Source organism: Emcibacter sp., assembly GCF_963675455.1.
GTDB lineage: Bacteria > Pseudomonadota > Alphaproteobacteria > Sphingomonadales > Emcibacteraceae > Emcibacter.
Genome location: NZ_OY776217.1, coordinates 185011 through 206480, shown reverse-complemented (window position 1 = coordinate 206480; position 21470 = coordinate 185011). Strand labels below are relative to the sequence as shown.

The 21470-nt window shown below is 46.7% G+C and carries 13 protein-coding genes; 2 read left to right on the top strand and 11 right to left on the bottom strand.

Going from position 1 to position 21470, the window contains the following annotated elements:
* Positions 1 to 193: 193 nt before the first annotated feature.
* The gene (locus ACORNT_RS00825; protein ID WP_321394008.1) at positions 194 to 1141 is read right to left on the bottom strand and encodes a helix-turn-helix transcriptional regulator; all 948 of its coding nucleotides are present in this window, start codon (positions 1139 to 1141) and stop codon (positions 194 to 196) included.
* 317 nt (positions 1142 to 1458) lie between these two features.
* On the bottom strand, positions 1459 to 2280 hold the full coding sequence (locus tag ACORNT_RS00820) for a GIY-YIG nuclease family protein (protein WP_321394006.1): 822 nt from the start codon (positions 2278 to 2280) through the stop codon (positions 1459 to 1461).
* Between the two features lie 663 nt (positions 2281 to 2943).
* On the opposite strand from ACORNT_RS00820, the gene ACORNT_RS00815 reads away from it, so the two are divergent.
* A complete protein-coding gene (locus ACORNT_RS00815) occupies positions 2944 to 3639 on the top strand; it encodes a hypothetical protein (RefSeq protein WP_321394003.1) in 696 nt (231 codons plus the stop codon).
* 17 nt (positions 3640 to 3656) lie between these two features.
* On the opposite strand, the gene ACORNT_RS00810 is transcribed toward ACORNT_RS00815, so the two are convergent.
* From ACORNT_RS00810 to ACORNT_RS00785, 6 genes are all read right to left on the bottom strand, one after another.
* Positions 3657 to 4586: an ArdC family protein gene (locus ACORNT_RS00810; RefSeq protein WP_321394000.1), complete on the bottom strand. Its 930-nt coding sequence runs from the start codon at positions 4584 to 4586 to the stop codon at positions 3657 to 3659.
* Between the two features lie 420 nt (positions 4587 to 5006).
* A complete protein-coding gene (locus ACORNT_RS00805; protein ID WP_321393996.1) occupies positions 5007 to 5591 on the bottom strand; it encodes a class I SAM-dependent methyltransferase in 585 nt (194 codons plus the stop codon).
* On the bottom strand, positions 5592 to 6053 hold the full coding sequence (locus tag ACORNT_RS00800) for a hypothetical protein (RefSeq protein WP_321393993.1): 462 nt from the start codon (positions 6051 to 6053) through the stop codon (positions 5592 to 5594).
* 9 nt (positions 6054 to 6062) lie between these two features.
* Positions 6063 to 6938, bottom strand: a complete 876-nt coding sequence (locus ACORNT_RS00795) for a phosphoadenosine phosphosulfate reductase family protein (RefSeq protein ID WP_420717526.1) — start codon at positions 6936 to 6938, stop codon at positions 6063 to 6065.
* Positions 6898 to 10278 (bottom strand): hypothetical protein, encoded by a 3381-nt coding sequence (locus tag ACORNT_RS00790; protein WP_321393987.1) that lies wholly within the window; start codon positions 10276 to 10278, stop codon positions 6898 to 6900. The genes ACORNT_RS00795 and ACORNT_RS00790 overlap by 41 nt, the downstream gene beginning before the upstream one ends.
* Before the next feature lies 1 nt (position 10279).
* Positions 10280 to 11224, bottom strand: a complete 945-nt coding sequence (locus ACORNT_RS00785; protein WP_321393985.1) for a DUF4007 family protein — start codon at positions 11222 to 11224, stop codon at positions 10280 to 10282.
* 45 nt (positions 11225 to 11269) lie between these two features.
* Between ACORNT_RS00785 and ACORNT_RS00780 the strand changes: the two genes are divergently transcribed.
* The gene (locus ACORNT_RS00780; protein ID WP_321393982.1) at positions 11270 to 12481 is read left to right on the top strand and encodes a cysteine desulfurase family protein; all 1212 of its coding nucleotides are present in this window, start codon (positions 11270 to 11272) and stop codon (positions 12479 to 12481) included.
* A 150-nt stretch (positions 12482 to 12631) separates the two neighbouring features.
* Here ACORNT_RS00780 and ACORNT_RS00775 read toward each other — a convergent pair whose 3' ends face one another.
* The 3 genes from ACORNT_RS00775 to ACORNT_RS00765 are packed head-to-tail and all read right to left on the bottom strand — an operon-like array spanning position 12632 to position 21353.
* The gene (locus ACORNT_RS00775; RefSeq protein WP_321393979.1) at positions 12632 to 17995 is read right to left on the bottom strand and encodes an FtsK/SpoIIIE domain-containing protein; all 5364 of its coding nucleotides are present in this window, start codon (positions 17993 to 17995) and stop codon (positions 12632 to 12634) included.
* Entirely contained in the window at positions 17992 to 19524 is a 1533-nt protein-coding gene (locus ACORNT_RS00770) for a hypothetical protein (protein WP_321393976.1), read from the bottom strand. The genes ACORNT_RS00775 and ACORNT_RS00770 overlap by 4 nt, the downstream gene beginning before the upstream one ends.
* A complete protein-coding gene (locus ACORNT_RS00765; protein ID WP_321393973.1) occupies positions 19521 to 21353 on the bottom strand; it encodes a hypothetical protein in 1833 nt (610 codons plus the stop codon). Before ACORNT_RS00765 ends, ACORNT_RS00770 begins: the two co-directional genes overlap by 4 nt.
* Positions 21354 to 21470: the final 117 nt, after the last annotated feature.

The window sequence follows — 21470 nt, the reverse complement described above, 5'->3', positions numbered from 1 at the left end:
AACCAAGGTCCCGTCAAGGGGCGTGGGCGGGGCCTGTTGTTCACCATTGTATCTGCAAAGCATCTTAAATACCTCTTGAGAAACCCAAAGATATCTCCCGATATCCAACGACCTAAAAATCTACCCCCTAAAAAACATCAAAAAAATTACAGGATTCTGCATCCCCAATCACAGAAAAGACGGGACAACCCTGTCAACCTGTATAGCCATACAGGGTCGTTCCCGCCGAGTCTCCGGTCCCAAGATCCGATGAGCAGTGCTTGCAGGGGCAGGGGATCAGCCCTTCCTGTATGGCTCTATAGATGGCCCCATGTGTGGTTTTACTGTTCAGCGCCTTGCGGGCGGCGGCGAGGTGCTGGTTAATGGTGTGCACACTCCGCTCTGTCGTGTGGGCGATTTGCTGTATGGTCAGGTCTTCCTGAGCAATCCGGCTGATATCCATCAGCGGCTGCAGCTGAAGCTTTATCTCCTTCCTCTCGCCTCCCGCCCGGAAATGTTCCGGGAATTTACGCTGTCCGAAGCTCACACAAATCTCGGCCACTAGCTGGATGGCTTCTGGATGTTTACGTAGCTTCTTGAGAAAGTCCGGCGCGATATCCTCCGAGGTGAGGCTGAACAGGTATCGTTCCCGCCCCACCACGATGGGGATCAGGTAGAACTCATAAAAGCCGTGGCTCTTATAGAAGATGGATAAATCCTGGTTCCGGACCATCTCCCGGGTTTGCACAGGAGCGGCGGACATATAATCCTCGATCCTGGACCTGAGGATGGGGTGCGGTGAGCCATTGGCGTATGAGATGGCATAATCCACCCGCTCAAAGTTCCCCTGCTCATAGGCGTTCTGAAGGGCTCCAGGAAGATTGTGAATGATCAGACGGGGATGAGGGAATAATGCCATTAAAGAGAAGGTCGGAAATCCCAGCTTCTCCAGAATACTGGCCAGCTGGTCGCGGAACTGTTCCGGCGACGTGGTGGGATAGAGGCTCTTGTAGCAGGCGGCTTCGAAGCTTTTAAATTCGCGGGTGGAATATGCCGGTGGTTCTTTGGGTGCGCGAGGGAGATTGTTTCTAGAAGACGGAGCACCCGTCAACTCTCGCAGAGCGGACATGGTGTCGATGTCAAAAGGATCTGAATTCAACATGGTTGAGCCTCCTTATGGAGGCGCCAGAGGGCATCCCTGGCGCCGGGGGCTTCAAACCACTCCAAAGAAGTGTGGGCTGTATTTCTCCGAAGAGTATTTTATTCCAGCACCACCCCCGACATGAGGGAATCTCATATCCGGACAGCAGTCACCATAGGGGGGTCTATAGCGACTTCCCTGGATTAATTCCACTCATAATCGGGAGTGGGCCGACTTTGGAAGGCGGTTTGAAACGCCATCACCTTTCGGTGACTCCTCTAAGGTAGCAGAAAGAATCATATATTCAATCAATAATATTATAGGGCTGAACGGTGGGGTCAGTTGGCATTTAAGCCAAGACTCCGGGAGAGAAGTTTTTCTTTCCACCTATTTTCAGTGACTATGATTTCGTCATTGGTGGCAGAAGAGGAGCACACTTCTAGAATACTCAGCTGGAAATTTCTGGAACCGAGTTTTTTTAACTCCCTGTTTCCTCCATGGCCATCGCGAATATAATTTTCCCATCTTCCCCAAATACCGTTTTGGCCGCTGGCTGATCCAACATACAACTGCTTTGTATCCAGGTGCACCATCAGGTAAACTCCATTGACAGATCGCAAGACCTGCTTCCAGGATTCTGGGATGGTATTCAAGCGGTCTAAAGAGCATGAGAATAGTTGGAAGCCGGGAAAGCTAGGCTCGTGAAATTCTCGTAATATTTCCAGAATTTTCTTAGGTCGTCTGTTTGCCCATTGCACCCAAGCTCGCTCGCCGCCGCCCCAATCAATGATGAGGCGTCCTTTGTACTCAGCCAACTCATCAACGGGAGAGAGATTATAGAAATAATTTTTCTTAAACTCCCGGGAAGGCTCGAGGCTCACAGGACACACAAAATCATCTGGCGGATGTGAAAAACCATCAAGTTTATATAGACCGGTAAAAAGAGTGCTGTTGTCTGGAGACACCACGAAGGAGGCAATGAATTCTGCTAAATCAAATTTCTTCGGTTGTTGGTTGGCATTGTAGAGGTGATATTTTTCAGGCTCGGTGTAAAACAAGCTATAGGGGGTAATCTTGAATCTAGTGTCCTTGTGGCGGACTAGCTTTACCGCTTCCGGGTTTATATCGACTTCTCTAAGCGCGGAATTAAAGGTAAGCATTTTGAAAGTCCCAAAGTAATTGAAGCATTATCATGTGTGTTTTAATCTCACTCCGGAGGCACCTGCTAGGTTCAACTGCTATAGCCTTTACGTGACCAATCCAACATGAATGCAAAAATCCAAATCACGATAATATATTCTCTGTACAAATAGCAATCTATGCTATCATAGAGCCGTAGCTTAAACAGCTGCCGGGTCTCCACTTTAAGTTCGATCCCCCCAAGCGAATAATTGTGGAGGCCCACATTCATCTCAGTTTTTAAGTAGCCATTTGGTTTGGCTAAAACAACCGTCATAGCGTGTAAAACCCCTGGAGAGGTCACGCCTCTTAAAAAAGCCTAAAATATCCCTCACGCCCCGTAAAAAATCCTTATAGATTAAGATGATATCACTACCGGGCTATAGCTACTTTTATCTTGCTTCAGCGCCCCTCTCTCCACGCCCCCTACCTTTCAATAATCCCAGGAAATCTGGGCCTTCCTCACGCCCCGCGCCATGACACCCCATGCCCCGCAACCAGATTACATGAAAGCCCTTTTGTTGGTTGCGGGTGATTTGGTCACTAACAGCTGTGTCGCTTCTCACAGTGCGCCTGGCGGAGCTGCTCACTTGCCCAAATTTTTATTCTGCCGTATTTTCGGAAAGTTATTTTAAGGGGGCTCAGTGAAAAACAATCTTGAAATTATCGAAGAGCATTTGTGCCATGCTGCATTTAATCATGCAGTTGAGCCGAAACAGTCATGCAGTCCAGAAGAGGCGAGTATCAACCTGTCGCCTTCATTTCAGTATGCCTTGACTGAATGGACCTTTCCTTCCGGCGATATCAGGTCGTTTCAAACTGGGGAGGATATCGTCCGAACATTTATAGGTCGGGCAGGAATTGAGTTTGGAAAAACAACCGCCGACTGGGATGATCTAAGAAGTCGCAAGTTCGGAAGCGTTCTGTACGAGAAAAACAATCTACCGACCTGGTTGTTCGTTTGTCTTTATGGCCCCGGTGAAAGGCAGTTGAGAGACACTCTTTCCAAGGTAATGAGCTTGTTCGAATTCACAGCTCCTTTTGGTATTCTCCCGCTGGTCAGCCTTCATGTTCTTTTTCCGAATGGGGCCGAGGTTGATCTGGAAAGTAGGGTTTTGGATCATGTGAACGAAATCACGGAGGAAAATGCATTTCTTTCCAGGATGGGGATTTTCACACCGGTGGTTCAATCGGGTATGTGCAAAGTACCTGACGACGGGAAATCAAGAAGAAACTGGATTACTAATGATGTCCTGAAACACTATCAGACGGTCAGTGTGCTATGGGATATCCGCCATAGGCTTTCAGCAAGAAGCCCCGCGGAACGCGGGGCGGAGTAATTTCGACTGATCTCTCTCTACGAAGGCTGCTCTGCGGTGGCCTCCGGCTGCAACTGGTGCAGATAATCGACAGCTTTTTGGGCTTCCTTTGCGGCTCTGAAAACGGCCTTCTTGTCGTTTCTGAGGGCTTTCAACCAAGACTGAATGTAGGCGACATGATCCAGCCTTGGCTGATGTGTGACAGATAGTCTGCTGCACAGGAAAGCTGCCCCCAGCTCTGCAATAAGTTCTTCAAACGCATATTTCTGATCTCCGAACTTCTCTCCCTTGTCCCGGTTCAGGCGATGCTCTGCGCCGCTCCAATGGGTGAGCTCATGCAGGATTGTGCTGTAATATCCTTCCGTGGCGCTGCTGTATTCCGTTTCTGTAAAGAGGTCTCGAGATGGAACAAAGATCCGATCCAGGGTAGGGGAGTAATAGGCTCTGTTTCCGCCATGAGAAATATGCGCTCCTGTGCCGGCAATGAACTGCTCAACTCCCTCCATGTCAGTCACCGGGCAGGGCGTATTTTCTTCTTCCGGATATTGTTTGCTTTCCGCTCCGTCCCAGTCCTCCACCTGGTCGGCATTAAAGACCCGACTGGCCCGGGCAAAATGCCGGGTGACAAGTTCCGTCTCCCCGGAAACGGCTTCCCCGTTGATCATTTTGTCTTCTTCCCGTTCAAAGGCTTTATAGAAAATTACAAAGGAAGATTTGCTGCCTTTCTTGATCTTGGCGCCCTGTTGTTTCCATTGCTTGAAGGTGCCCCAGCAGGGAGAACTGAAACCCCTCAGATAGGCTTCGGCCCATAGGTTGAGAATATTGATCCCCTGATAGTAGTTTCCGGTATGGGCATTCACGGGCAGGGACAGGCCGCTGTTCCAGGGCAAACTGCAGCTGATGCTGCCTTGTTCCAAGGCTTCCACAATTCTGTCGGTGACGGTCTGATAGATATCAATGTTGGTCATGGTCTTCACTCCTGAAAGAACACAATCCCCAATGGACTGCGCTTTACCTTTCGAGGGGCGAAGGGGGACCATTGAAGATGGTGGGGAAACAGTCCTGGTGGCTGTTTCCCCAGATCCCCGCCGGGTTCAGGAGGAGATCAAGGGTGTGGTGCGGACAGTGAGGGGACCGAACAACCCGGTCCCTTGAGGGACGATGGGTTCCGGCATAAGCTCGAAAGACTAGGAAAAGCGATTATTGAATTAACAGCACATACACACCACAAATATGCGCTGCATTTCATCATGAAAGCTTTTAATTTCCAGCTGTATTGTTTTGTAATAGGAGGAATGCTCTCGTTATTCGGTGAGCATCGTGTAATGCGGAACAGCTTTAACTAGATATTATCTGGTGGGGCCTGGATATACAGTGGCGAATGAAATTTACAGGTTAGGTTTAGCACTTATTTGTTTAACGTATACGAGAACATTCCAGTAGATGTTATCTCTTTTCATGTGATCATATTCCTCAAAGCTTTTCACGAAATGCAAGTTTGCGGCTAGTGCGCATCTGCTTGTCTCTTCTATGGTGGCTTCATAAAACTGATCGCAGTCTGAGGAGATTTTATTTCGGTAACTTAAGAATAAGTATCCACCTTCTTTCAACATGCCACTCATAGAAAGCATTGCCTCTCCACGTTGATCGGGCCGTATATATGTCCACACAGCGCTCAACAATACTGCGTCGTTTGATGTGTTTTTGAGGCTATTCGGTATATTAGGCAACGCACCGTGCAGCCATTTAATATTTGGACTCTGATGGCGAGATTTGGCTTGCTCTAACAGTTTATGAGAAGGCTCTATAGCAATAACGTTAAATCCCATTTCTGCTAAGCCAGCCGCATCTCTTCCAGATCCTGACCCAATGTCGACTATCGTGCCTGATAGTTGTGCTAAATAAGGGAGAATTGATGAATGCACATCTTCAAAATTGAGTTTTTCATATTCTTCGAACCGCTTTTCAAACATCTATCGGTCCTGGAGAATAATTATTTTTTTATCATGGTTATTATCTTTGTTAGTGTGTTCAAAAGTTAACATTCCGATAGCAACTAGCGAGCTAATGGCGGCAAGAGACATGAGAACCGAAAAAGTTTTCGCCACGGTCTTGGAGCTTGTGCAGAATGTATTTCCATTTGCAGTTACAAACCCTTCGGGATGGAAGTTTTTGAGAGCGACTAAGTATTTTTCAATAACGAAACGTATTCGATAGATGATCGCAATCAGTCCAAAATTTCCAGCTGAAGCCAGCAACAGCAGTATGATTTGTATGGAAATATTTTCCTTTAAATTTGCTACTGCGTACCAAGCTCCCCCAGTTAGTGTCATCGCAATTATTGGCACCTGCCACATAATATTATTCAAGTTTCTGAATTGGGCATAATTCTGTTCGTAACAGATTTTATCCTTTTCAAATTTTTCATCGAGCATTCTTCGCTCCTACTTATGGCACGCTAGACAAGCTTTCTGCTGTCCATATAAATCATCAATATCTATGGGGCTTGTCTCAGGTCTGAGAGGGTCAATAACTTGCCGCGCTTTTGCTCGTTCCAGTCTTGATTGATGGTCAACCTTAATTTCTTCAACTCGATCTGGTCTAGACAGTTCTTCCAAGGATTCTCCTGCACTCCATGTAAAAGGGGAGCCGTGTTCGAGGGCGTCTTTCTCTAATGCCTTGGCTGCCTCAAAGGCTTCCGGATGTCGTTCCATCAATCCAACCCACTCAATCTTCCTTTGAAAGAAGCAGAAGGTACATCCGCTACGTGAGCGCCACTCATAGTAGGCCGGCAGTCCGAGCCCAGAGTTTTCGAGGATTTCGAGAACACCTGGTTTGTCGATACCTGCCTCTCTGAACGGGAGTTTTACGATTAGATTGTCATTTTTTGATGAGTATCCTTCCCGATACTCTTCATCGGCTCGAATGGCAACGTAGCTATAGACAGTGTAGCCCTTATCTAAGAACTCGGTTTTTACCCAACTTTCAAAGGGTTTGAGTTTTAGCATTTTTGTGCACCAGCGTGTTTGGGCGGAGGGCAAAAAATTTTTATATTGAGTCAGCCAGAATTTGAAATCCCTGTTTGGGTTTAGGTTGGTGATTTGTTTGCCGAGGAACCCTTCGAGCATATTGAGGTATGAATAGACCTCTTCAAGTTCCTCTCCGGTATCGGTAAAGAAGTATTCAATATCCAGTTCTGGAAAGTTTTGGCTCATAAAAATCGCCAATGCTGCACTGTCCTTGCCGCCTGAGATTCCCAAAACGTGTTTAATTTTTTCTTCAGGCACGATTTTGCTCCTGGTTTTCTTCTTCCGTACCATTTTCATTTATGATCATGGCGCTAGCGGTTGCAAGTGCAGCCAGCAATAGATTTGAATCCGCTTGCTGTGCGCGTGTTTCGAGTAGATTTTTTATATCCTTTGCTAGAGCGGTTACAGCTGAGCGATCCCCCTCTAGAATATCAAATTCACGCAGCAATGGTTTCGGCCGGCCGTCCATTCCAACAACGATAGCCATGGCGTCTCGCTTGTCTTTACGCCCCTTCACTCGTGCAACAGTTTCATGTTTATTGAAATCTTGAGCGAGCTGCATAAGTTCAACGGCGGCTCTGTCTAGATCACTATCAATCCAGTTTTTGGATGGTTTATTGATGGCTAGGCCTGCCAGACTTTCCATTTGATCCAGACTGTCGTCAAGCATCGTTAGACGATTGACAAAAGCTTCTAAGCGTAAGTTGCCAGAAATGCCTTTGATGTTTTCCGCTCTTTCATTGAGGTCTTTGTAAGCCTGAGGTGACCGACTATGGACCTGAAGTTCAGCCAGAACTTGCGTGCGCAAACCTGAAAGCATAACCTCGTATGCCGCTAAGATTTCCTCTAGGCCTTCTTTGATTTGTTCCGATACGAACTCAATGCCTTCAACGGTTGAAACATCAGTTTGTTCAGCATAAAGCCCTGGGATATCATCAAAGATAAATTTGTTGGGGTCATTCGAACGCTTAAACAGATTACGGATGGCCACGGCGTTTTTGGATAGTCGCGATGTTCTCTTTACCCAAGGTGCCGCATTTTCATAGGCTTGTATCAGTGCTCGTCCAACATCAAGGGGCTCTAGATTGAGAACTGGTTCGCCGGTGAGCTCTGCAGCTGTATTAGCCATATTGGCGAGCAATGTTCTGGCCATGTCACTCATATCCATCCAACGGATTTGAATGACATCTGGGGCTTTCAGCAGATAATCGATATCCACATCAGTAATTTGGGAGAGGAAGATTTTTTCTCGATAATAAGCCAGGCTTGAGTGTTCTGTTATCATGAATAGTACCGCTAGCAGTGGCAAGATGCCGTCTTTCACACCGAACGGGGCATTTCTCCAGAGATTATACAATTCCTCGAGGTTGACACTCTTGTGGCTGTTTTCAGCCATAAACTGGCGAGTGGCTTCCCAAAGTGGAAATAGATTAGCTTTGTCGTTTTTGGATGGTGGCACCAGACGCCAATCATTATCAACGAACTGGTAAAGGTTGTTGTGCTCAATGAGGGATACAAAGAGGCCTTTATGAGCCGGGTATTTTTCAATGCCCAGGCCTTCTTTACCCTCGTCCAAAATCATATGATGAAGGAGGGCCTTAAGTGCGCCGTTAGCTGTACCGGAAGGTTTTATCCGATTGAGCAATTCATTATGCAGTTTTGGAGATTTGTGAAATCTCTTGTCAGCTAGCTCTGAAGTAAGACTATTTAAAGCCGTCCAGGTCAGCTGTCTTTTCTTTTGGCCACCGATGTGCCATTCGGCATCGTTGAAAAGCTTCCATACCTCTTGTTCAATTTGACCTGAAATGGCCTCCAAGCGGTCACGAACTTCTCTTCGGGCAATTTTGTCTCTCTGGATAGCTCTATCATTTTTCATGATGTGTGATAGGGCAGTTCTGTCTTTAGCAAGGGCAAGCAAGTTCTTGATGTCTTGTGGTACTGCAGCAACTAAGTCAAAGCTCTTAGCCGCTTTGTTTGCGGTGCTAAGTGCTTTCGAGATATCCAAGCTGTTTTCGTTTTCTGTTGGAAGAGCAAGAACAAACAATCCGAAGGCCGCACTTTTCTTCATAAATGATTTCGTTGTTTGTTCGAGTTGGTTTACGGGGACGACCTTCAACTCGCACCAGCGCAATGCACCAGTTTCATGATAGTGCCGTTTTGCGCTTAGAGAGGAGATTGCCAAGGCTTCGGTTACTGAAGATAAGTCAACAGCAGAAACTTCGTGATATGCCCGATTTAGAGCATCTTCAATATCGAAGTCACTTCCTTCGAATAAGGCATAAACATCTCTAAATTTCTTAAAGATGACAATTGACTGTTGCTCTAAGGATTCGAGGGCTTCTTTAATGGATTTTAGTGAGGCATGCGGCAAACAAAATTGCAGTACCTCAAGGTCGGCACCTAGTCCGGTCTGTTGTTGAGATAGCTCCAGTAGGGCAATTGTTTTGATGATTTCACTTTCTAAAGGATTGCCGTTAGTTTTTTGACACCGGAAGATAGCATCTTTTGCTGCGGAAAAATGGTGGCTATCAGGCGAGACGGCTATCGAAGACTCTAGGTTGAAAATTAAGTAATCCCAAAGATTGCTGGGCGTAAAAGTTTTGTTCTCTTCTGCGTCCGTTTGTCTCAAGAAGTCCTGAAAGCCAAGGCCCTCAGACGAGCCAAGAAAGCTAAAAATGCTTCTTTGGTTCTGTCCATAACTCCTTCGGGAGATTGGGCCTAGTAGTGTTGTCGTGATTGGGTTAAGAGGCCAAGAATTGGACAATGTTTTGCCCATGGATTGGCCAAATGCCGGTCTATTCTTACGGATGTATTCTGCAACTTTTTCGCAAAGTCCTTTAAAGTTTTTCGGATTTTCCGTGCACTCAATAGCTCGACTAATAAGTTCTATCTGCTCTTCGCCAGATATATTGACCGGCAAGTCAACATATCTACCCTGTATTTTTGACCATTCATCGCGGGCTTCCCGCGCCAGGCGGTTTGCGTATTCTTGAAAAGCTTGATGTAAAATTCCAACAACAATAAGCCGCCCATTACTTCGTGAGGCAGCTTCTGCAAGAAGTTGGAAAAAATAGACGTCACCATTTGAAAGCGCCGCGCTTTCCAGAAATTTGCCCATTTCGTCAATGATCAAAACCAGTCCGCCTGAACTCTTAGGTGATGATTGAGCTATAGTGAGCAAGTTTTGCACGACGCTTGATGCGTCCACCTCTTGTTCACTCTCCAGCAGACTGTGTTCCTTGAGTGATTGGGCTACCACTTGATGAGGTTCGCCTCTTTGGCCAATAAGCGACACACATTGCCATCCCTTAGATTGGGGAGGTAATTGTTTCCAAAACTTTTCAGCGAATTCTGGACCAATTAGCTCTGCAGCTTTTTTTCTTTGTTTATTTGTGCCGCTAAGGAGAGAAGTTAAAGCCAAGGCCAAACTTGATTTGCCGCTTCCATAAGGTCCTGTCCAAGTGTAGGCCCCTTGTCCTGTTTCACCTTGTTGTTCCGCCATGCCGAGCAGTAATTCTTGGAGGGATTGGGGGAACACATAGCTTTCAAGAGAAGAGGTGTTGTTATCTTGGTCGACCCTAACAGACCTTAAGAAACGCCCTGCAATTGAGACTTTCTTGTTTAATTTCATGTTATGCCGCCTCTATACAGTTTGATTTTTCCGGATAATCTAGAGCTAAAAACTGCGCTTTTAGAGAATCTGAGAAGGGTTCTTTTCTGATAAGTTGCTTTAGGCCCGCTGTCTCTGACCACGATACAATGCCACTAGTGGCTTCCTCGATGTCCATGAGACGTACTGCGAGATCATTTTCGTCCATTAAGAATACTCTTCCCGGGGATCCCGGCTCGAGTAGGATAGCTTGGAAATTCAGCGTATTTGCCCCAGAGTAACTTTGCCAAAAATCACAAAGTGAATATAAGAATGTCCCCATGCCGAGGCTTGGCTTTACTCCCCAGCCAAGATGTACACGGTTACCGCCGCTGCTTCTCAATAGACCAAGCTCCGCTAGGGGGGAGCCAAGATTGTCTTCTTTGTTTCCCTTTTTGGCAGTTACATCGAGAGAGTATGTGTTCAGCAATACTAACAAGTCGCTGTTTAATGTTTTTTCGTTGGGACTTTTCCAGGAAAATCTGTTGGCTGCTTCGCGAATGCTTTTTGCCAGTGTGTCTTTTTCAAAGGCGCTTTCATTAAAGTAGTTAAACGTCCAATGGATCGATGTGTTTTTAGGTTCGGATGCAAGGTGCCAATGCAATAACCATAGGGAGGAGGGGTTCTCTAAGTAAGGGTCAAAACCGGTTTCGTCAAAAATCAATCGACCTGTATCGGAAACGGTAGTCTCGTTATCTATTGTTTGGATTACGTTACAGGCGTGTGCCCAAAAACGTATGGCGGAGACCATGTTTCGCCCCACACCGAACGTGGCTATAGCACTGTCTTCTGTAAAAACTTTACGTGCTTCATCACCGGCTTTTTGAACTTCATCAAATGCTTTCTTTAACCAGCCATACCGGAGGGCGAAGGTCTCATGGCCTGCGAATTGGGGTTTGTATTTTTCATCAGTTAGTTTTATTTTCATTTTGATGCCTGATTAGACTGGTGATAAGAACCAGGCCATTGTAAGATGATTAAAACTGGTGATCAACCCCAGTTTCAACAAAACAAATCAAGAACATTGAATTTGGAAATGGCTGTTGCAGATTTTGTATATTTAGACTTTCAGGCAAGTACCCCGGTTTGTGAGGAAGCATGGGAAGCTATGCAGCCTTATTTTCAACGTGAATTTTCAAATCCGCATTCAACTCAGCATTTGGGCGGTATTAGCTCCTCTCAAGCTATCGAAAACGCTCGCTCGCAGGTGGCTAAGCTTATTAACGCTGATACATCTGAAATGGTTTTTACCTCCGGAGCAACAGAGGCAAATAATCTTGTTTTTCTTGGGTTGCTAGATGAGCTTCGAGGTAAACGTATTTTGGTTTCCGCTATTGAGCATAAAAGCGTCCTTGCCCCGGCTGAGCACCTTGGTCGCTATGGAATTGAAGTCGAGCTAATTCCGGTGACAGGCGATGGCATGGTTGATGTTGAGACTCTCGAAACAATGATGGGTGACGATGTCGGTTTGGTCTCTATTATGATGGCTAATAATGAGGTCGGAAGCGTAAACCCCATAAAGGATTGTGTGGAAATAGTCAGAAAATACGGTGCTTATTTCCATACCGATGCGGCACAGGCGCCTTTAACTGGAGAAGTGGATGTACTTTCTCTGGATGTTGATTTCTTAAGTTTGTCCTCTCACAAAATTTATGGGCCGAAGGGAGTGGGAGCTCTGTATGTTTCAAATTTTGTGCAAGACAAATTGCAGCCTATTCTATTCGGTGGTGGACAGGAGCGCGGCTGGCGGCCTGGGACTCTTCCGACAGCCTTGTGTGTAGGATTTGGTGCGGCGGCACAAACCCTCCAAAATAACAAGCGGGATATATGGGGCGAAATAAGAGGTTTTCGAGATTATTTCTGGGAAAAGCTAAGAGACAGCTCTGTTGATACAGTACTAATTGGTCCCGATTTTAATACAAGGCATGTCGGTAACCTAAATGTCTGTTTTATAGGGATGGATGCAGAGGAATTATTACTGGTGCTTCAGCAAGATGTTGCGGCTTCAACCGGATCGGCTTGTAATTCGGGTTTAGTAGCCTCTTCTCATGTGTTGTCTGCGTTGCACTTGAATGATGCTTTTGCAAAAGGGTGTATTAGATTCAGTTTTGGGCTCGGCTTAACCTACGAAGATCTGGATGTTGCCGTATTGAAGGTAATGCGGTCAGTAATGCTTTTATCCTGACTGGACTTGTCTTAAAAAAGTGGACAGGATCGTGCTCTTTAGGCGGCTAATTTCTCATTGGCCATTGGCCTGATTTTACCAAGGGTCGAATGTAGTCCTTTCCGATTGTAGAAATTCATAATGAACTCATTGATGCTCTTTTCTACCTGTTCAGGGTATTCGAGTTTCACGCGCCATTACAATTAGTTGTGCAATTTCAGAGATTTCTTCCTCAGATGCAAAGGGAACTTGAGCCAAAATAATTTTTCCTTCTCCCGACAGTTTTGCAGCCAGATGGCCACGACCAAGTAATCTCTCGGCACCGGGCTCGTCCAAAACCAGCATAGAGTTCTTCTTGTCTGCAACTTTTAGAACTAGTCTGTTTGTTAAATTGGCGCGGAGTTGCATTGGCAAGGCGTCCTTGTCCGGTCGTTGTGTAATCAAAACGAGGTTGATTCCTGCAGCCCTTGCTTTAACGCCCAAACGGCTGGCATTCAAATCAACGGCGTCCCTGTACTCGTTAATCATCATCCAGTCGGCCAATTCATCATGGAATAGCCAAATCCTTGGGAGTTGATCGGATGGCGGAACCTTGCGGTTATAGTTGTCGAGCTTGGTAACGCCGGCTTCTGCAAGCAGACGGTTTCTTCTCTCCATTTCGGCCACCAACTCTTCGAGGGCATGTATGGCTTCGTCTTGCTCAGTAATGAGGTCTCCATCGAGATGAGGCATTTTGCGCAGCCAGGGAAAATCAATTCCGGCTTTGGGGTCAATCATGCGAATGCGCGCTTTCTCAGGAGAGTTCGTCGCGCAAATATCCAGAAGCAGCGTCTGGACTAGAACACCCTTACCACTCCCTGTTTCACCAGCAATCAAGGTGTGAGGTCCGTGTGGTTGTTGCCCCCCGAATTCGTTGCCAACATTTAGATATAGAATTTCACCATCAGATTCTTTCGCACCTAGCAGCAAGCTGGTGTTGGACTCCGGTGCTGTCGCAGGGAGTTGCCGTCTTCGCCATAGATCCTGCAATCGCAAAATTGCCCGATGGGGTCGTTTGACCATGATGATAATTTCCATCGGAGCAGCAAGTACATTGATGACATCAACAGCATGAGAGGTCAGCAGTTCTTGGCGCTTCTTCTCAACTTTAGGAACGGTTAGATCATCTGATCCCCTGAAGCGGACAAGGGCAGCATTTGGTGTGAGTCTTGCTCCTATCAGCTCAGCGGTCATTTCATAGCCTCTCAATGCTCTTTGTAAGGCTTTGACCGTATTATCTAACCACGCTTTGGTGTTTTCGTCCTCCTCCTCTGAAGCTGAACCGTTATTGACCCATTCGGCGAGCTGCCGTGACGGCCACCTATCAAGCAATTCATCTGGAATTGCAGGTTTGGTGTCTTCTGTTCCTGAGCTTGGTTGAGTTGATGTGTTATGTGCCTTTGGAGCAGGGGAAACTGCCGTATCGAGTTCTATGTGGGCTACTGGCCCATTTGCAATGCTAGGTTCTGCTGGTTCTAATCCAGGGGATTGAGATTGAGTGTCCGCAACAGCGCCCTTAACCGTGGCTTCCTCTTGAGTCTCTGAAACCGTTCCCGTGGAAACGAGCGCTTCACTCCATGTGCTGCCTTCGGCTTTTGGTTGCTCTTCAGACTCTTTGCCTTTTTGGGCGAATGCGCGGAATGCACCGGCAACTTTTGCTTTGTCAAATACCTGTTGTGCACAGTGCGGCATGCCTTTTAAGGGTGTCGCATCACCACTATCTACATACTCGTCATTGTCGTGAACGAAGACATGCGAAAAGCCCGCAAGCTGTATCGGTATTTTGTCCTGTCTGACTTCGTCTGACCATTTATGTAGATCCCAACCGTTCATTAGAGCAGAATCAAACGGCTCCATGCCTTCAATCATGAAGTCGCCTATACGATTAAGCCAGATATCACGATCAATCCGCCTGTGATTGGGGTCAATGGCTCTCCCTAAGCGCGCTATGGTTTCTTCGAGTTGCTTGGCTGACTTCTTCGCTTGTGTCCTGTGCCCACGAGAACTAACAAATTTTGCCTCTGAAATCGCCACTTTGAGAACCGGCTTACCATCGACAACACGAGGTGCGATGGCCATAATATCGGCAATTTGCTCTTCACGTTGTCCAAACCATGATGCAAAATCATCCAGAAAATACCAGCCAATGGGTAGGCTTGAGTCGCCAAGTCCATTTCGAATTTCCTCCATGGATAGAACAATACCAAGCAACTCATTTGCATAATGACCATATCGTGCGGCCCGCATAACTACTTGACCAGACAGCCTGTTGGCTTGGTCAATTAGTTGGTCAATGACTGATTGATCATCTGAGGTGATTGCCGGATCGAGTCTGTCCAATCGTTCTTTGAGAAGCACACGCAAGAGCTTGGGCTTAGATGTAGTTGATACAACGATATTCCGATCTACTTGCCGGTCTCGAATATGGCGAATTACACGAACGCCATTGTTGCTCAGGAGGCGACGGTCAACCAATTCATCGAAGTTTACAACCCACTCACCGATTTTGTGTGTTTGAGTGAACACGTTGCCGATATCGCTATCGCGGAAATTAACCTCGCGGGCGGGGATAACATTTCCTGGCGGCGCATTATCTCCCTTCAAAAAAACGTGAATGAGGTTGAGATAACTCTGACCAGAATGTGGCTGCATGGGACAGGCCAAATACACGGTTGTAGCCGTATCTGCTATGCCAATGGGGCGACGACGTGACCAGCGTGCGGGAACATGAGTGAGTAGGTCAGAATGTCTATCACTGGGCGCATTTTTCCATACCAACTGAGCGTTCCTAGCCACAACGTCTTGAAGAGCAACCAAATCGGCAACACGGTCATTGTCGTTGTCAGGAATTTTAGCCGCGTCAAGAAATCCTACGCGGAGCCGGGAAAGGAAATTTCTGGCCGCTTCACTGGCCATGACTGAACCCGATTCTTCATTAACGGTGGCATTCTGTTGTTCGTAAATCCTTCTAATGCGTTTTGGTTCTGAATGTGTAAGCAAGAGATCACATTGCAGTTGATTTTCTTGTTCAACTTTACTGGAAAGCTCTGATGCTAAAGCGCTAGGTAACGCTTTGGATTCCGCATTATAAAGTACGACCGAGAAGTTACTGCGCTCGTGAGGCAGAAGTTTCAAATACTGCTCCCCGACATTGCCAAAGGCTTTCGCAGCAATATCTGGCTCAATATCAAGTGTGTCGTCCCCTCCTTGTCGGTCTCTCCTTAGGGGCGGCTCGGCGAGAGTATAATCATAAGAAGTGCCTGCTGCTGCAAGGAGTATCGGTTGATCCCGATCAAAGCCGATACAGACTTCTGGATAATAGTTCGCTAGGAGCTCGAACTGAACCTGAGAAAACAACAGGTCTGCGCGGAAAATATCATTTTCTTCCGCATCGAGAACGTTGTGAATAATTTGTGCGGCTTGGCTAGCTTTTATGTGGATTTCAGCAAGACGCAATGGATGCCATGGCGTGACGATGGCGGCAGGACTCCCAACACCTACAATTGCCACACCAAATCTCAGAATTTCCTGCCAAAGCGTTTCACGAGCAATGTCGTTGCTTGCCTGTGCCATCAAGGCAACGAGCAAGTCATCATATGCTGTTACCTGGCGCAAAAACGCATCCGAACTTATTCCCTGTCCTTCAGGTGAAACCCAGTCACGAATAGCTGCTGAATAGGAGCTCCGGAAAGCCTCGAACCGTTCACTTATTATTTGAGTTGCTTCTACCCCTAATACGCCTGAAAGATCCGTCAACTTGCTCAGGAAAGCATCGCTTCGATCACCGATTGCCTTGTTCGGGGCAACAAGTTTTCCATCATTTGTATTTGCAACATCGCGGATTGTGTTGACATCATCTAATGCGATACGCTGAATAATTCCTTTAGCGCTAACGGATTGTCGAGCAATGTCTGCCGTGGGTAATAACGCGTACAATTCTCCGTGATTGGCCACATTCAATAAGTCATCGGGCATTGCTGTGGCAATTGCATCAACGGGCATTTCCCAGTGAAAAATGAGTTTGGTCTTAGCTCCATTAGGATCCAGAACGGCCTCGAATTTGATAGATCGTGCTTCTTTAGAGTTAGATGTCGTTTTGGCGAGATCGTCATCGACTTGCGGAAAGTAATATTCCATAAGTTTTCCGAAATCTAATTCGACATCGTCTCCCAGGACGGTTTGCAGTCCCCGGTATCGAAACGCGAAGTACCGCGCAACTTTCGGGTTCTTTCCGCGCCAAAAGCTTTTTTCTCGGGCGTTGGGTATGCGAATAGTCAATTTCTTTTCTATTAAGTCATCATCACTACCTCTGCGGCGTAAGCTGTCCAGTGTATCCAGCAATCCTACGAGAAAATTCTGATAGGTCTGAGGATTGCGATAAATGTAGCGCTCCCATTTCCCAGATAATTTCTTGTCGCGCGCCAAATGTTCTCTATGCGTTTCAAAGAAGTCTTGCAAATCGTTTGATGGCTCTTTAGGAAAATCGCTCGCAAGAAGTTCCCGCTCTTCCTCTTCAAGTAAATCATCAAATTCATCATCAAAGAATTTTATTGTTTCTTGGCCCAAGGGAGTCGACGATGTTTTTGTAATCCCTTCGAAGAGATCAGAGACGGAGCGCCAATCTAATTCAACCAGTCTTTTTTGTGCATCGGACCAATCATCAATGCGCAAATCAGCAGCTAAAAAATCCTCAATTGCCAGATATTCAGCTTCGTCTAGTCGGTCGGAAATATCATCGAGATTAGCACGCAGATGTTCGCGCGGTATCGGTTCCCCTTTTTCGGTCTCTAGAACTAGAAGAGGGCGGACTTTGCTGTGCAGCCCTTTGAATATTTTATCCCATTCCTTGGTTGCATTGCGTTTCGTTTCCGGTATGCGGTCAAAATAACCTGAATATCGTGGAAGCTTTAAGCTCGGAAGGGCATTGTCAATCGCTTTTTGGAGAGGGAGGCCTTTGGTAGTAATGCCTTCTGCAATAGAAAGTACAAAATCTGCAAATGTCTCAATGGTTCGAGCAGCATGAGTATTGTTTGCCGACTGAAGGGCTGTGAGTAAATGTCTACGCTTTGTTTCATCAAGATATACCGAGGTCAAACCAACTTGGTCAATCCAAGCATCATAGTGGGCTCTAAGTGTGTCTGTTTCAATTTTGGTTATTTTCTCGACGCTCTTATCATTCCGCTGAAGTTCTTCTTGAGATGCGGCAAATAGCACAGCGCGTATGTTTTCCGGCAGTCGGCAATGGCGCCAATGTGTGATGGATTGATCGCTTCTTGCCTCAGAAGGAAGAGCGCCTTCTGGATCAAACAAACTCGGAATCCTCACTGCAATATCAGATGACGTTTCTGAAACAGCCAATACAGCTTCTGCAATAGAACGCACGAGTGACGCTTCCAGGCCAAGCATGCAAAAGCGCATGGAGCCATCCGGTTCTTGATCCAAGTGACCCTTTATGAAATCGAGAGCGACTGCTGCGATGAGTTCGTTTCGTGTCATCTATTACTCCTGAACGGGTTCTCAACGTAGGCACAATCATCTGAAAGACGGCGAAGTAGCCCAAGTGTCCTTAAACGCTGTTCTAAGCGCTGTGTATTTTGCGTAAAGGCGTTTTGATCGGTCGGTAGAATGCCAAACGCTTTTTCTGCTTCGTTCGCTCCGATTACCAAATGAAATCGGTCATAGAGCTTTGCCAGAAAACGGTGATATTCCTCTCTGCCTTCATCTACAACACACATGACTAGGGCTTTGAGCAAAGTATCATCAGGCGAGTACCATGTTCCCGCGCCTCGCCGTGAAACGGCTAATCCAATTTGCCTTGCCCATTCCATATGCACCTTTGCTACGTGCTGTTGGTGACGCTTCTCTGCATAGATTCTAAGAGCATCAAATATCGTATCCGGATCACCGGACGGTGGGCCATCATCTGGCTGCCATGCATAGCGCTCAGTAAGATATTCTCGTGCTGCTTCTGCAGGCGATCTCGCTTGCAATGCGTTGCTCCAGCGGTCGTCTGCTTTAGCAGATTCAATATAGGCGCGAACAGCACGTGTAGATAACATTCGGTTCGCCCCGAAGTTTTCTTTTGAGAGTTCGAACAGTGTTGTTCGGTGAGGTGAGGCAATTTCCAATACAAACTTTGGTTCGCTGCTGTCGCCCACTTCTTCATTAGCTCTTTTGAGCATATATATAAGCATGTGCAACGCAGATAAGCGCATCAAAGGATCTAGTAATGCTTCGCCAGATAAATCCAGATTAAGTAGACGTTTCCAGGTTTCGGCAAGGTTTTCGTATTCTGGCCGTTCGGCAAAAGGTAGATATCCGATTGTGCTCGAGACTAGGTTCGAGTCGATCCTATACCCATCAGGTAACAGTGCTCGAACGACGCGATTCCAGGTTTCGTCTTGACGCAACAATTTCTCAGAAATCATTTCTGCCAGCTTTTTACCTTTACCGCTGCGGTTCAACATCAGGTAAAGTAGTTCGCCACTTCTTGCAAAGAAGCGTCTGTCCGGGCTTCCATTTGCATTGGCCGGCAAATCCGCATATAGGCAGTTTGGGCCGTAGGGAAATAGAAAGCGAGAAGTCCATCGACGTTGGCGGTGTGGTTCAATCGCGGTGGTTTGAAAAAATTCAACTATGCGGGAAAGACGGGAAAATGAGCCAAATCTCTCTTGTAGATATCCGAACTCATCGTCGGAAGAGAATGTTTTCAACCATGCCTGCCATCTCTCAGGATCGGACTGGTGGTTCTCCTCAACATATCGGATGTGAGGATTGTTAAAAACCAGTTGCCGCAGGGGAATAAGGCGAGGAATGTAATACGTAAAGGCCTCGTGCGTACCAGCATTTCGGGTTTCATTCAGCGCTTTTCCTTCTGCATTCCTCGACTGAAATATTGCAAGGAACTCCAAAAATACAAGCCATGGCGTCTGGTCGTTGTATAGACGGTGACCCCAAATGGCTTCATCAACCCAAACATTGACATCGCTTCTGTATTTAGCAGGAGCTTCGAGACGTGCACTCATAAACCCACCCTTATTCGTACATTTTCGGGATGAGCGCGACCACGTTCATCCACCGTAAGTGCTTGATAGTTTATTTCATCGTCGCACGGTTCTCCACCGATTAGGTAATCAAGTCGTTTGATTAGCCTTAATTTGAAATCCAGGAAATCCTCATTGCATTGACGGGAAAAGCTCGCTGGTAAGCTGCCTTTTGCGACACGAACAAGATACTCAAAATGAGTAAGCTGAAGAGTCAGACTGTCAACAATACCATCACCGACTGCAGCAGGGTCGACGATCTGCATACAGGGTGTGGCGTCGTCGGCTCCTAGCGCGAAGTTAAGGTAGGGAGCTCTTCTATGGCGGGTAGTTGGTAAGTCATAATTCAGAATTGAGGCAATCCGGCCTCTACCATCACCACCAGAAGACGCAAGGTAAAGTTCCGTTCCATCATCTATCATCATACCGCAGAACGTTCTATTCAGTCCTCGAACGAGAAGTTCCTTTGTCCTGGATGTATCGCCACCGTTCTTTAGCCGACTTACAAATTCCAGAAACTGCCCTGATGCCTGGTATACAGTTAAGTGCCAAGGATCAAGACTGCTATCGTTAGGCAAAGAAAAGAAAAGCCTTTGCCGTTGTCTCGAAAGCGCCTGCATGAATGCCTCAATGTTCTCTCGGGCGCCCTCAAGGTAGTCTCGCAAATATGGTTCATATGCGGCCGAACCGTAAAAAGCATCTTTGGATATCAAATCAGTGTAGAGTGTTGAATCGCTGTATGAGCCGTAGATTAGCAAATTATCAAATTTGTTATCTGTTTCACGTCCAATGCCGAATGCTTCGAGGATGTTAAAAACTTGATACTGTTGACGTTGCCGGTCGGAAAGGTTCGTTCCGAAAACGTTGGCATAGGGGTTTGTGAATCGGTAGTTTTCTTTCTCTGCGCGATTCTTTGCCGTACGACAGGTTAATAAAACCCGTCCGGTTCGTTGGTCGCCCAAAAGTATATTTACGCTGAGAAGAAGTAAGTCCCGGATGGGGATGTGCATACGGTTGGCCCGTGCAAGCTTCATCAGCTCTCCCAATCGCATGCGAAATACCGATCCATTGCTTCCACTGCGAAGGCGCTCTCGGTTGATACGAATAGGACAGGTTGTTGACCCATCGCTTTGCAACATGTCACAGCCATCACATTGGGACCACTGAGGGTGCTCAACGACTTGCTCAATGAGTTCTTGGAAATGTTTAGAAGCATCAAGGCGGCTGAGATTGTAGAGGTTTAGATTAAGAGTATCATCACTTACACGTTCCTCAACAAGCATGTCCTCTACGATTTTGAATATCTTATGTTCTTCTTCTCCATGGTTTTCTGACCAATCACGCCAACTTGCAAGGAGCTGACCGTCATTGGCTGCTACAAGGTACACTTTGTCAGATACTTTGCCTACAACGGACGCGGCTAGGTTCGCTAGAATTTTGTTCTTTTCGTCTTGTGTCAGCTCGCTTAGGTCTTTGACAATGGATAATGTCTTGCCCGATGCTGGAAGTTTTAGGGAGACAATCTTTTCTCCGGCATTCCAATGTTCGAGGTCGCCGCCGAAAGTAGTCCAGATTTGGCGGCAGTGAAAGGTCTTGCCGTCGCCAGCCGTCCCCGTCAGTATGATATTGCGGGGCTCTGCTGCTCCGAAGTTCTTTTGAACTTCTTCCAATCTTGCTGGAGTGATGTGAATGACGGGATCAATATCATGGCGCTCGATTTCGGTCTGAATCAATTCGTCATACATATTATCTCCGGCAGGGATTGGTCCGTAGTGACGAAGAAAGGAGATTAAACCGTTTAGTTGGCTCATTTACATGTTCCCCCTAGGTTACAGAATTGCAGTGTAGAGCGGGAGGGTATTGATAATGCGCTGAGTGGCGAGGAGCTACATTGAATAAACCTATTGTCTCTTACATTAGGCGTCGTG